This is a genomic window from Asanoa sp. NPDC049573 (genome assembly GCF_040676615.1).
Classification (GTDB): domain Bacteria; phylum Actinomycetota; class Actinomycetes; order Mycobacteriales; family Micromonosporaceae; genus Asanoa.
Map to the genome: position 1 here is coordinate 73,083 of NZ_JBFAPI010000020.1, position 12,182 is coordinate 85,264.

General features: G+C 69.7%; 10 protein-coding genes and 1 tRNA gene. 5 read left to right on the top strand and 6 right to left on the bottom strand.

Annotated features, from left to right (window positions below; translation table 11 throughout):
- The first annotated feature begins 47 nt into the window (after window positions 1-47).
- Both AB0J74_RS32535 and AB0J74_RS32540 read left to right on the top strand, forming a co-directional pair.
- Window positions 48-1,328 (top strand): aspartate kinase, encoded by a 1,281-nt coding sequence (locus AB0J74_RS32535; RefSeq protein WP_363454862.1) that lies wholly within the window; start codon window positions 48-50, stop codon window positions 1,326-1,328.
- 5 nt (window positions 1,329-1,333) lie between these two features.
- Complete coding sequence (locus AB0J74_RS32540) at window positions 1,334-2,395, top strand: aspartate-semialdehyde dehydrogenase (protein ID WP_363454864.1); 1,062 nt, start codon at window positions 1,334-1,336, stop codon at window positions 2,393-2,395.
- Between the two features lie 209 nt (window positions 2,396-2,604).
- Here AB0J74_RS32540 and AB0J74_RS32545 read toward each other — a convergent pair whose 3' ends face one another.
- Window positions 2,605-3,060: a GatB/YqeY domain-containing protein gene (locus AB0J74_RS32545; RefSeq protein WP_363454866.1), complete on the bottom strand. Its 456-nt coding sequence runs from the start codon at window positions 3,058-3,060 to the stop codon at window positions 2,605-2,607.
- Between the two features lie 25 nt (window positions 3,061-3,085).
- Here AB0J74_RS32545 and AB0J74_RS32550 point away from each other — a divergent pair, with 25 nt between their 5' ends.
- Window positions 3,086-3,979 (top strand): metallophosphoesterase, encoded by an 894-nt coding sequence (locus tag AB0J74_RS32550; protein ID WP_363454868.1) that lies wholly within the window; start codon window positions 3,086-3,088, stop codon window positions 3,977-3,979.
- A gap of 57 nt (window positions 3,980-4,036) precedes the next feature.
- Window positions 4,037-4,113 (top strand) — tRNA-Pro (locus AB0J74_RS32555).
- Window positions 4,114-4,170: 57 nt separating this feature from the next.
- Here AB0J74_RS32555 and AB0J74_RS32560 read toward each other — a convergent pair.
- Together AB0J74_RS32560 and AB0J74_RS32565 are read right to left on the bottom strand one after the other, a co-directional pair.
- Window positions 4,171-5,592, bottom strand: a complete 1,422-nt coding sequence (locus tag AB0J74_RS32560; protein ID WP_363454968.1) for a diguanylate cyclase — start codon at window positions 5,590-5,592, stop codon at window positions 4,171-4,173.
- A 235-nt stretch (window positions 5,593-5,827) separates the two neighbouring features.
- Complete coding sequence (locus AB0J74_RS32565; protein ID WP_363454871.1) at window positions 5,828-8,293, bottom strand: transglycosylase domain-containing protein; 2,466 nt, start codon at window positions 8,291-8,293, stop codon at window positions 5,828-5,830.
- A 532-nt stretch (window positions 8,294-8,825) separates the two neighbouring features.
- Here AB0J74_RS32565 and AB0J74_RS32570 point away from each other — a divergent pair.
- On the top strand, window positions 8,826-9,122 hold the full coding sequence (locus tag AB0J74_RS32570; RefSeq protein ID WP_089254707.1) for a WhiB family transcriptional regulator: 297 nt from the start codon (window positions 8,826-8,828) through the stop codon (window positions 9,120-9,122).
- Here the strand turns inward: AB0J74_RS32570 and AB0J74_RS32575 are convergent.
- The 3 genes from AB0J74_RS32575 to AB0J74_RS32585 are packed head-to-tail and all read right to left on the bottom strand — an operon-like array spanning window position 9,109 to window position 11,942.
- Window positions 9,109-10,254, bottom strand: a complete 1,146-nt coding sequence (locus AB0J74_RS32575; RefSeq protein ID WP_363454875.1) for an ArsA-related P-loop ATPase — start codon at window positions 10,252-10,254, stop codon at window positions 9,109-9,111. The genes AB0J74_RS32570 and AB0J74_RS32575 overlap by 14 nt on opposite strands.
- Before the next feature lie 10 nt (window positions 10,255-10,264).
- Window positions 10,265-11,245 (bottom strand): ArsA-related P-loop ATPase, encoded by a 981-nt coding sequence (locus AB0J74_RS32580; protein WP_363454878.1) that lies wholly within the window; start codon window positions 11,243-11,245, stop codon window positions 10,265-10,267.
- A gap of 16 nt (window positions 11,246-11,261) precedes the next feature.
- A complete protein-coding gene (locus AB0J74_RS32585) occupies window positions 11,262-11,942 on the bottom strand; it encodes a hypothetical protein (protein ID WP_363454881.1) in 681 nt (226 codons plus the stop codon).
- Between the last annotated feature and the right edge of the window lie 240 nt (window positions 11,943-12,182).

The following is a 12,182-nucleotide window of genomic DNA, read 5'->3' on the forward strand; positions in this document are numbered from 1 at the left end:
ACCTGGCGTCGCGTGGGCGCGCAAGATCTGAGAGGGAGCGTTCCGCGGTGGCGCTTGTTGTGCAGAAATACGGCGGCTCGTCGGTCGCCGACGCCGAGCGGATCAAGCGGGTGGCCGAGCGCATCGTCGATGCCCGCAAGGCCGGCAACGACGTGGTGGTCGTAGTGTCCGCGATGGGCGACACCACCGACGAGTTGCTCGACCTCGCACACCAGGTCAGCCCGCTGCCCGCCGGGCGCGAACTCGACATGCTGCTGACCGCCGGCGAGCGCATCTCGATGGCGCTGCTGGCGATGGCGATCCAGAACCTGGGCTACGAGGCGCGCTCCTACACGGGCTCGCAGGCCGGTGTGCTGACCACGTCGATGCACGGCCGGGCCCGGATCATCGACGTCACTCCCGGGCGGTTGCGCGGCGCGCTCGACGAGGGCGCGATCGCGATCGTGGCCGGGTTCCAGGGCGTCTCGCAGGACACGAAAGACATCACGACGCTGGGCCGGGGCGGGTCCGACACGACCGCCGTCGCGCTGGCCGCGGCGCTGTCGGCCGACGTGTGCGAGATCTACACCGACGTTGACGGCGTGTTCACCGCCGATCCGCGTATCGTGCCAAACGCGCGACACATCAAGCAGATCACCTACGAGGAGATGCTCGACCTGGCCGCCTGCGGCGCCAAGGTGCTGATGCTGCGGTGCGTCGAATACGCCCGGCGCTTCAAGGTGCCGATCCACGTCCGCTCGTCCTACTCACAGAACACCGGCACTATCGTCACCGGATCGATGGAGGATCTCCCAGTGGAGCAGGCACTGATCACCGGAGTCGCTCATGACCGCGGTGAAGCCAAGATCACGATCGTCTCGGTCCCCGACGAACCGGGCGCGGCCGCCAAGATCTTCGAGACGGTCGCCGGTGCCGAGATCAACATCGACATGATCGTGCAGAACGTCTCGACCGGCCAGGCGGGCGAGCACCAGAGCGGCCGCACCGACATCTCGTTCACCCTGCCCCGCGCCGACGGCCCGGTGGCGATGGCCGCGCTCAACCGCGTGCAGTCCGAGATCAATTTCGAGACCCTGCTCTTCGACGACCACGTCGGCAAGGTCTCCCTGGTCGGCGCAGGGATGCGGTCCCACCCCGGCGTGGCCGCCAAGTTCTTCGCCGCGCTCGCCGAGGCCGGCGTCAACATCGAAATGATCTCCACCTCGGAGATCCGGGTTTCCGTCGTCTGCCGCGACACCGACCTCGACGAGGCGGTCCGCGCGGTCCACGACGCGTTCGAGCTGGGCGGCACCGAGGCGGCTGTGATCTACGCGGGGACCGGGAGGTGAGCCCGGTGTCCGGTCTGCCTTCCCTAGCAGTGGTCGGCGCGACCGGAGCCGTCGGCACCGTGATGTGCGAGTTGCTGTCGGCACGAAAGAACGTGTGGGGCGAGATCCGCCTGCTGGCCTCGGAGCGGTCGGCCGGGCGCAAGGTCTACTGCCGCGGCGAGGAGCTGACGGTCCAGCCGCTGTCGGAGGCGTCCCTGGCCGGCGTCGACGTGGCGATGTTCGACGTCCCCGACGAGGTGTCGGCGTCGTGGGCCCCGCGGGCGGCGGCCCTGGGCGCGGTCGCGGTCGACAATTCGGGCGCGTTCCGAATGGACCGCGACGTGCCGCTGGTGGTCCCGGAGATCAATCCGGAGCAGATCCGCAACCGGCCCAAGGGCATCATCGCCAACGCCAACTGCACGACGCTGGCCATGATCGTGGCCATCGCGCCGCTGCATCGCGAATATGGCCTCCGCGAGTTGGTGCTGGCCTCCTACCAGGCGGTGTCCGGCGCCGGCCAGGTCGGCGTCGACACCCTGCACGACCAGTTGACCAAGATCGCCGGTGACCGCGCTCTCGGCTCGCGGTCCGGCAACGTCCGCCAGGCGATCGGCGACGACCTGGGCCCGTTCCCTGCCCCGCTGGCACTCAACGTGGTGCCGTGGGCCGGGTCTCTGAAGGACGCGGGCTGGTCGTCGGAGGAGCTCAAGCTCCGCAACGAGTCACGCAAGATCCTCGGCTTGCCCGACCTCAAGGTGTCGGCCACCTGCGTCCGGGTCGGCGTGGTGACCGGCCACTCGGTCGCCGTACACGCTGTGTTCGGCACGGAGGTCACGGCCGAGGGCGCCCGCGAGGCGTTGCGCAACGCACCCGGGGTGATCCTGGTCGACGACCCCGCCGCGGGCGAGTTCCCGATGCCGATCGACGCGGTCGGCACCGACCCGTCGTGGGTCGGGCGCATCCGCCGGGCGATGGACGACCCGCGAGCGCTGGACCTGTTCGTGACCGGCGACAACCTGCGCAAGGGTGCGGCGCTCAACACCGCTCAGATCGCCGAGTTGGTAGCCGCGGAGCTCACCACCAAGTAAGCCCTCGATCCCTCGCCGCCGCGTCGCGGCAACCGGTTTGGGTTGCCGCAACGGCCGCGTGCGGCGCCGCTCGTGCCGCGGTCCGATGCCGCGACCGCGGCATGGCGGTGCGTCCGGCGTGTGGTTGTCAGGGGGAGGACAGGTCCGTCCCAACGCCGATCGGCGTTGGCGCAGGGGGGCGGTTGCGGCAACGATTCGTCGAGAGACCCTCAGTTGCCGAGCTGGCGCCGGACCTCAGCGGCAACCCGGCCGCCCTCGGCTCGGCCGGCAACGGCGGCCTGGGCCGCCTTCATCGCCGGCCCCATCTGGGCCTTCCCGCTGATGCCGCCGGCGGCAAGGGCCTGCGCCACGATCGAGGCCAGTTCCTCGTCGCCAAGCTGCTTCGGCAGGTAGCGGTCGAGAACCTCGCCCTCGGCCGCCTCCTTCGCCGCCTGCTCGGTGCGTCCCGCGTCCGCGAACGCGGTCGCCGCCTCGCGGCGCTTCTTCGCCTCGCGGGTGAGCACGGCGAGGATCTCGTCGTCGGAGAGTTGCCGCTTTTCCTTGCCGGCCACCTCGGCGTTGCCGATCGCGGCCAGGGCCAGACGCAGCGTCGACGTCGTCATCTCGTCGCGTGCCTTCAGCGCCGCCCGCATGTCGGCGGTGAGGACGTCCTTGAGCGTGCTCATGAAGGCACAAACTACCCTGAGTCCCATGCGAAAGCGCACGGCATACCGGCTCGCGGCCGGCACGGCAGCAGCGGGGGCGGCCACCTTCGCCTACGCCTCGCTGGTCGAACGCAACCTGTTCACCCTCCGGCGGGTCGACGTGCCGGTGCTGGCCACCGATGCCGAGCCGTTGCGCATCCTGCACTTGTCAGATCTGCACATGATGCCCGACCAGCGGCGTAAGCAGCGGTGGGTGGCCGCCCTCGCCGGCACCGACCCGGACCTGGTCGTTGTCACCGGCGACAACATGGCCAACCCCGCAGCGGTGCCGGGCGTCATGCGCGCCCTGCAGCCGCTGCTCGACGTGCCGGGTGCGTTCGTGTTCGGTTCCAACGACTATCGCGGGCCGGTGTTCAAGAACCCGCTGAGCTATTTCAACAAAGATCGGGAGTACGTGCAGGGCGTCGAGCTACCCACCGAGGAGCTCCGCGAGGTCCTGGTCGGCGCCGGGTGGGCCGACCTCAACAACGCGCGGACATCGCTCAAAGCGGGCGGGCGGCTGATCGAACTCGTCGGGGTCGACGACCCGCATGTGGAGCGCGACGACTACCAGTCGGTGGCCGGCCCGGCCTCGCCCGCCGCCGATCTGCGGCTCGCCCTCACCCACACGCCCGAGCCGCGGGTGCTCGACGAGATGGCCCGCGACGGATTCGATTTGATGCTCGCCGGGCACACCCACGGCGGCCAGGTCTGCGTGCCGTTCGTCGGCGCCCTGGTGACCAACTGCGGCCTGCCCCGCTCGATGGCCAGCGGCCTGCACCAATGGCCCGGCACCACCGCCTGGTTGCACGTCTCCGCCGGCCTCGGCACGCACCCGACGGCGCCGATCCGGTTCGCCTGCCGACCGGAGGCGACGCTGCTCACGCTCATCCCCCGCTGAGTCGGTATACCGAATTTGACCCGGGTGGGCGGTGGGCTAGTATTGCTCGGCACGCCTCGGGGTGTGGCGCAGCTTGGTAGCGCGCTTCGTTCGGGACGAAGAGGTCGTCGGTTCGAATCCGGCCACCCCGACCAGGTTTGCAGAGGGCACGGCGGGAAACCGCTCGTGCCCTCTTCCATTCCCGAAGGAAATCAGGCGGCCATGCGGGTGCCGTCGCGGCCGTCGCGCTTGACGCCGTAGAGGGCCGCGTCCGCCCGGCGCAGCGCGCGCTCCGGCGGCTCGTTGTCGTCGACCATCGCCACCCCGATGCTCACCGTGCGGCCGATCGCGCGGGCGGCCTGGGCCAGGCGCTCCGCGATGTTCATCGCCTCGCTCGGGTGACGCACCTCCAGCACCGCCACGAACTCGTCGCCGCCCAGGCGGAACAGTTCGTCGACGTGCCGCAGCGCGGCCTGCAGCGCGCGGGCGACCGCCACCAGGACGGCGTCGCCCTCCTGGTGTCCGTACGTGTCGTTGATGACTTTGAACTGGTCGATGTCGATGGCCAGCAGCGCCGTGCGGCCCGGGGTCGCCGTCCTGATCCGCTCGCCGAACGGCACCTGGTGCCGCAACCCGGTCAACGGGTCGGACATCGCCAGTTCCTGGAGCTTCGCGAGGGTACGCAGCCGGTCCAGGCAGACCCAGGCCTGCGCGGCCAGCGACTCCATCAGGTTGACCGTCGACGGGTCCGGCTCGGTGTTGCTCTCGTCGGCGATCAGCATCACGCCGCCGGTGTCGGCCGGACCGACCGGCACCGAGATCAGCGTCCCGACGCCCGCGTCCAGCAGCGGGCGGTAGAGGTGCGGCACGCGGTGGCCCGTCTCGCCGAGCGTGTAGGAGGAGCCGTGGGTGTGTGCGATGTCGACCAGTTCGCGCAGCGCCTTCTCGGGGAACATGGCCATCACGTCGCGTAGCTTCAACTCGAACTCGCCGGGCAGATAGGTCGGCATGCCCAGGTGCATCCGCTGGTCGTCGGCGATCACCAGGACCGCCGCCGACAGGCCGGAGACGTCGCGGGCGGCGTCGTTCGCGGCCGCCATCAACTCCCACTCGCTGATCGCCGCGGTCAGCGCGGCGGCATGCCGGAGCAGTTTCTCGCTGCGGTTCTCGGCCGGGGGGCCGCCGAGCCGGGTGATCCGGTCGCCGAGGCACCCGGCGATGGCCTCGACGATGAGCCGCGCGGATTCGACATCGGTCTCGGTGCGCCACTCCACGTTGAGCACGCCGATCGGGCGCCCGTCGTTGTCCATGAAGGGAGCACAGACTTCCAGGCGTACGTCCGGCGCGTTGAGCGGGATGTAGTCGGGGTCGTCGTCCGGGGAGGTGACGGTCTGCGTCTCGCCGGTGCGGAAGGCCCGACCGGACACACCGCGCCCACGTTGCACGGTGGTGAAGACGTGCCAGGAACCGGCAGCGGCGACACACCGTAGATGGTCACGCACCGGTAGCAGAGCAGCCGTCATCGCGCCCGTGTGGGCACTGAGCGTGGTGACAGTCACCCGGCATGCTTCTTCGACTGACGAGGCCCGGGTCAGGCGCGCCGTCACGTCGCGGACGATGCGTTCGTGATCCAGTCGCACGATTCTTTCCGGTCAGTGCAGTTGTTCGCGGTAGTGCAACCAAAAGCGAATGACCTTCGGCAGCCTACCGACTGTAGCCGGAAGGTCGCTGGGAGCCTCCGGCACGTGGGTGAAATACCCCGGACATACGCGGTCATCCCGGAAATCGCGTGAGGGTTCTCACCACTGGGCCCACCAACGACAACGGGCCCGCCGGACAACGCCGGCGAGCCCGTTGACCTGCTGTTCGTCAGCCTCCGCGCCGGCCAGGCCCGCCACCACCAGGCCCGCCACCACCAGGCCCGCCACCACCAGGGCCGCCACCGCCCGGACCGCCGCCGGCCGGACCGCCGCCCTTGCCGTTGCTGACCTCGATCACCACGACGCCACCCTTGATCGTGCGACCGTCGGGTGACGTGCCGGCGACGGAGCCCTCCGGGCACTTGGAGTCGACCGGGATCGAGTCGACGTCGACCTCGAAGCCCGCGCCCTTCAGCCGGGAGCGCGCGGTGTCGACCGACTGGCACTCCACGTTGGGGATCGAGCGCTGGTCGCCGTTGATCAACTTGCCGTTGTCGGGCGGCGTGAAGTTTTTCTGCGGCGCCTTCATGGCTCTCATGCCGTCGCGCAGCGTCTCGTAGACCGCCGGGTTGACGATCCCGTGCTCCATGTCGTGGGTGGTCTCGGCCCAGTCCGGGTCGGCCAGGATCCCGGCGACGGCGAGCTGCTTGGTCATCGTGACCAGCGACGCGGTCTTCTCGCTGTCTGTCGTGCCGGACTTGCCGGCCACCGGGTAGCCGACGATGCGGTGCACGTCGCCGGCCGTCCGGCCGGCGCACCGCGACACCGAGGAGTTGTCGCCCACCGGGCACCGGGCCGCGTCGACCGCGGCGCGGGCGACCTCGGTGTCGACCGCCTTGCGGCAGCGCGGTGCGGCGACGTCGAGCTTGGCGCCGTCGGGCGCGATGATCTCCTGCACCGGGTTGGGCTCGCAGTATTTGCCGTCGGCGGCCAGCGTCGCGTAGGCGTTGGCCAGGTCGAGCGGGGTCGTCGCCGAGACGCCGAGCGTGAAGGCGCCCCACTGGTCGGCGCCCTCCTTGTTGTTGGCGATCACCGCGTCGCTCTTGGCGCGGAACTTGATGCCCATCCGCTTGGCGGCGTCGACCACGTTGGCCGCGCCGGCGGCCTGCTCGAGCGGCACGAAGAACGTGTTGACCGAGGCACCGAAACCGGACCACATGTTGTGCACGCCGGCCATGCTCTTGCTGGCGTTCTGTGGACAGTATTTGTTGGTGCCCGGGCAGGCGCTCGGCCCGTTGTATTCGACGATGTATTTCGACTGGAAGACAGGCTTCGCGTTGATCGTGTAGCTGAGCGGGAAGCCCCTTTCGAGCGCCGCGACCAACGTGAAGATCTTGAAAGTCGAGCCCGCCTGGTAGCCGGTGATGTCACCGCCACCGGTCAGCAGCGGGTTGGTGGTGTTGGGATAGGTGCCACGGACCTTGCGCTTCTTCTTCGCCGGGTCGGTGGAGATCCCGTTCTGCGGCTTGTCGGTCGGGTCGAGCTTGTAGTTGCGGTTGACCGCCAGCGCGCGCACGTAGCCGGTGCCGGGCTCGACCGCCGCGACCATCAACGCGTTGGGATGGTTCTTGCCGGTCTTGTAGTACTGCTCCACATTGGCCTTCGCCGCGTCTTGCACCCGCGGGTCGAGCGACGTGACGATCTTGTAGCCGCCGCTCTTCAGCCGCCGCTCGCGGTCGTAGGTGGTCGCGCCGAACGACTCCTGATCCATCCACCAGCGGTAGAAGAAGTCGCAGAAGAAGCCCCAGCTGTTCTTGGTGGTGGCCACGCAACCGTTGGGCGCCCGCTTGCCCTTGACGGTGAGCTTGACCGCCTTGGCCTTGTCGCGCTGCTCCGCGGTGATCGCGCCGATCTCGAACATGTTGTCGATGACGTAGTTGCGGCGGGCGACGGCCTGCGGGTAGCCGGTCTCGGTGGTCGGGTCGAACTCCGACGGCGCCTTGACCATGCCGGCGAGCATGGCGGCCTCTTCGATCGTGAGGTCCTTGGGCTCCTTGGCGAAGTAGACCTGGCTCGCGGCGTAGACGCCGTAGGCGCCGTTGCCGAACGGCGCCGTATTCAGATAGCGCTCGAGGATCTCGTCTTTGCCCAGCTCTTTGTCGATCTGGAGGGCGTAGCGCATCTCGCGGATCTTGCGCTGCGGCGTGTCTTCGGTCGCGGCGACCACGTCTTGCGGGTCGGTCGCCGAGTAGGCGATCGCGAGCCGGACGTATTGCATGGTGAGCGTCGAGGCGCCCTGCGCGGTCTCGCCGGCCTTGTTGTTGGCCACGAACGCCCGGCCGATGCCTTTGATGTCGACACCGTTGTGCTGGTAGAAGTTGTGGTCCTCGGCGGCGATGATGGCCTGTTGCATGACCTTGGCCATGGCTTCGAGCCCGACGTCGCGCCGGTTCTCGTCATACATCGTGGCCAGCGGCTTCTTGCCGTCGCTGGCGTAGATGTAGCTGATCTGGGGCGGGCGCTTGAGGGTCAGCTCCGTCGGCAGCTTGTCGAAGGTCTCGACGCCCGCCTTGGCGGCCAGGCCCGACATCGCGACAGCGGGGAACGCCGCGGCTGCGACGACCACCCCGGCCAGGACGCCACAGATGATCAGCGATGCCGCGTTGGCGAAGATGTTGTGGTCACGTCGCCGCATCCAGCTCTTTTTGCGGGGCTTCCCAGCCTGCGCACTCCGCTCACTCACCCCGACAGGGTACGGGAACGCACAACAATCTCGCGTCCCGCGTTTGGTGGGCAGAAGTCAACACCGCACGCGAGAAGGTAAATCCGACGCGCCACTGCCAACGTCTTTCCGGAGCCGGGGTCGTTGTTGTGTTATGCGCACGCTCCGGCAGCCGGTGGGCACCAGCACCGACGATTCTGCCGGACTGCTGAGGTCTGTGTTGGCTTTTGACCGAATCCAGGCGAAATTTTCCGCGTACGAGGCATCTGAGCCGTCGCGCTATCCGACAGGCGAAGAGTGTCCTGGTTGTGATGTATTTATCTGACAACGTTGCGTAATCAGACGACTACGGAGCATGATGGTCCCGCGAGTATCGCGCGCCACCCGCCGCATCCCGGGGGAAACGGAGCGGTGGGTGACCGGGGGCAACACCTGCCGACTCGAGGTCGGGAGTCCGACTGGTGTGGAGAGATCGGTAGCGGACTGCAAGGGGGGACGTGGACTGATGGGCATGATCACAGACTGGCCGACGTTGGCGGCATGCCAGAACGGGGACCCGGACGCGCTTTTCGTGCAGGGCGCTGAGCAGAACGTGGCGAAGCGGATCTGCCGGAGCTGCCCGGTGCGGTACGAATGCCTGGCCGACGCGCTGGACAACCGCATCGAGTTCGGCGTCTGGGGTGGCATGACCGAGCGCGAGCGCCGGGCCCTGCTGCGGCGCCACCCGCAGGTGGCCAGCTGGCGCAAGATGTTCGAGGCCGCGCTGCGCAACAAGGACAAGTCGCTGGTCACGGCTGGCTGATAGCCGAGCCGATCATCCGCAGCCCGTCGATGTCGTGGACATCGGCGGGCTGTGCGGTTACGGACACCGTGGCCACTTCGGGGAACTCCGCCGCGAAGCCCGCGGTCACCGCGCGTTCCCGGTCGGCCAGGGAGGCCAGCGCGGCGTGGATGCGCAACGCGTCGGCGGTCGGCGCCTGCTCGCCGGCGTCGGCCAGCTCGGCCGCGGCGGCGAGACTCGCATCGGCGCTCAGCTGCGGCACCTGGGTGCCGTGCACCCGGTTGACCACCAGCCCGGCCAGCGGCATCCGCTCCTCGCCGAGCCGGCGGGCGAAATAGGCCGCCTCCCGGATCGCGTCCTTCTCCGGGGTGGCGACCACGAGGAACGCCGTCTCCGGCGCCTGCAGGATCTGGAAGGTCTGCTCGGCGCGTTGCCGGAAGCCGCCGAACATCGAGTCGAGGGCGGCGACAAAACCCGACAAATCAGTCAAGAGCTGCGCACCAAGCACCTTTTGTACGACCCGCGAGAACACCCCGAACGACGCTGTCACCAGGCCGAACACGCTGCGGCCGCCGGCCCGCGCCGGCGCCAGCAACAGCCGCAGCATCCGGCCGTCGAGAAACCGGCCCAGCCGGGCCGGTGCGTCGAGAAAGTCGAGCGCCGACCGCGACGGCGGGGTGTCGACCACGATCAGGTCCCACTCGCCCTGCGCGTGCAGGTGGCCCAGCTTCTCCATCGCCATGTATTCCTGCGTGCCGGAGAAGGTCGAGCTCATCGCCTGGTAGAAGGGGTTGGCGAAGATCTCCGCCGCCTTCGCCGGGTCGGTGTGCGCGAGCACCACCTCGTCGAAGGTGCGCTTCATGTCGAGCATCATCGCGTGCAGCGAGCCCTCACTGCTCTCGCCGACGCCCTTGACCGGCCGGGGCGTGTTGTCGAGCTCGGTCAGGCCGAGCGACTGCGCGAGGCGGCGGGCGGGGTCGATGGTGAGCACGACGGTGCGCCGGCCATGCTGTTCGGCGGCCCGCAGGGCGAGGGCGGCGGCGGTCGTGGTCTTGCCGACGCCACCCGAGCCGCAACAGACCACGATGCGAACGCCCGGATCGCTCAGGATCCGGTCGACGTCAAGCCGCGGCGGGTGTTGATCCGAAGACACATGCCCGAGTTTATGGGGTCGGAGCAGCCAACAGAGCAGCAGCGAGAACGTCTAGCCCGTCACGGTCGACGCCGGCGCTTAACAGGGGCAGCTCCAGCACCGGGCGGCCCAGTTCGACGAGGTCGCCACGGAGCGAATCCTCGAGTTCCTGGCGGGTCAGGTGGTTCTTCACCTCGGCGTACAACCCGGTGACCGTTGCCTTGTCTGTTGGCAACCCGGCGGCGGTCAGCCCGCGGCGCAACTCGGCCTGTGAGACCTTGCCCACGGAGGCCAGCGGCGCCTGTGCCTCGTTGACGATCACGTGGCCGACCGGGATGCGCAACCGGGTCAACTCGTCGATCGCGTCGACCGTCTCCTGGACCGGCATCTCCTCGAGCAGTGTGACCACGTGCACCGCGGTCATCGGCGAGCGGAGCAGGGCCTGGACGCCGTCGCTCTGTGTCTTGATCGGCCCGACCTTGGCCAGCTTGGCGGTCTCGGCGGTCACGTTGAGGAACCGGCCGATCCGGCCGGTGGGCGGCGCGTCGACCACGACCGCGTCGTACACCCGATGCCCGCCCGAGGTCCTGGTCGTGGCCTCCTTGACCTTGCCGGTGAGCAGCACGTCGCGCAGGCCAGGGGCGATGGTCGTGGCGAAGTCGATCGCGCCCAGCCGGCGCAGGGCCCGCCCGGCGGCGCCCAGCCGGTAGAACATCTCGAGGTATTCGAGCAGCGCTTCCTCGGCATCGATGGCCAGCACCCGCACCTCGCCGCCGCCGGCCGCCGCGGTGATTCGCCGCTCCTCGTAGGGCAGCGGCGGGGTGCCGAAGAGTTGCGCGACTCCTTGCCGGCCCTCGACCTCAACCAGCAGCGTGCGGCGCCCGCCGGCGGCCAGCGCCAGGGCGAGCGCGGCGGCCACCGTGGTCTTGCCGGTGCCGCCCTTCCCGGTCACGACATGCAGCCGCGCGGGCCACAGGTCAGCGCGTCGGCCGGTCGGAGCGGGTCTGGTCACGCACTAAGAGTATGCGTCAGCCGACATCGCAGACCCACCAGCCGGTCTTGTGTACGACGGTGAAGCGCAGCTGCTCGGCGGTGCTGCGGTCGTCGGCGGTCAACACGGTCAACCGGGTCGACACGGTCGCCTTCTCCGCGTCCTGCTGCTCCACCTTGGGCGGGTCCCACTTGTAGCGCGGGTTCGGATAGGTCCGCGCGTACCGCTTGATCTCGTCGACCTTGTCCTGGAGGGCGCCCTGGTCGCGCGCGTCGCTACAGACCAGCGCGTTGGCCGCGGTCGCGTTCTGCTTCACGTAGACCGCGTCGAGGAAGCTCTCCACCGCGGCGACCGGCTCGGCCGCGCCCTCTCCGGTGTCGACGTCGCGCAGCGCGAGATAGCCGACGAGCCCGCCGCCGCAACCCAGGACCAGGACCCCGGCCAGCACGATCACCGTGATCAACAGGCCGCGGCGGCGGGGCTTCCGGACCGGATTCGGGGGTACGGGCGGCCCCCAGCTCGGCGGTGGCGGCACCGGCTGGGTGGTCGTGGCCCAGTCGTGGGTCGCGGGCGGCACCGTCGGCTGCCGCGGACCCGATGTCCACGGGGGCGGAGTCCAGAGCGGTGCGCTCGGGACGGTCGTGGCCGGAGTGATCTCCTGGGTGTCGGCCGGGCCGGGCCCGGTCACCGGGGCCGGCGGCAGCGGCTCTGCGGACACCGGTGGCGGTTCGAGGGCCGCCGAGGGCGCCGCTGGCGCGACCGGGGGTGGTTCGGGTGTGGGCGGCGTCGGTGGGGCCACAGCGGGCGGCGTCGGCGTCGGTTGGGCCACGGCGGGCGATGGGGGCGCCGGTCGGGCCACGGCGGGCGGTGGCGGCGTCGGTGGGGCCACAGCGGGCGGAGGCTGCGTCGGTTGGGCCACGGCGGGCGATGGCGGCGCCGGTCGGGCCACGGCGGGCGG

Coding starts and splice junctions, on each gene's coding strand:
- AB0J74_RS32545 (WP_363454866.1), bottom strand. CDS start 3,060: ATGAGCACGCTCAAGGACGTCCTCACCGCCGACATGCGGGCGGCGCTG.
- AB0J74_RS32550 (WP_363454868.1), top strand. CDS start 3,086: ATGCGAAAGCGCACGGCATACCGGCTCGCGGCCGGCACGGCAGCAGCG.
- AB0J74_RS32565 (WP_363454871.1), bottom strand. CDS start 8,293: ATGCGGCGACGTGACCACAACATCTTCGCCAACGCGGCATCGCTGATC.
- AB0J74_RS32570 (WP_089254707.1), top strand. CDS start 8,826: ATGGGCATGATCACAGACTGGCCGACGTTGGCGGCATGCCAGAACGGG.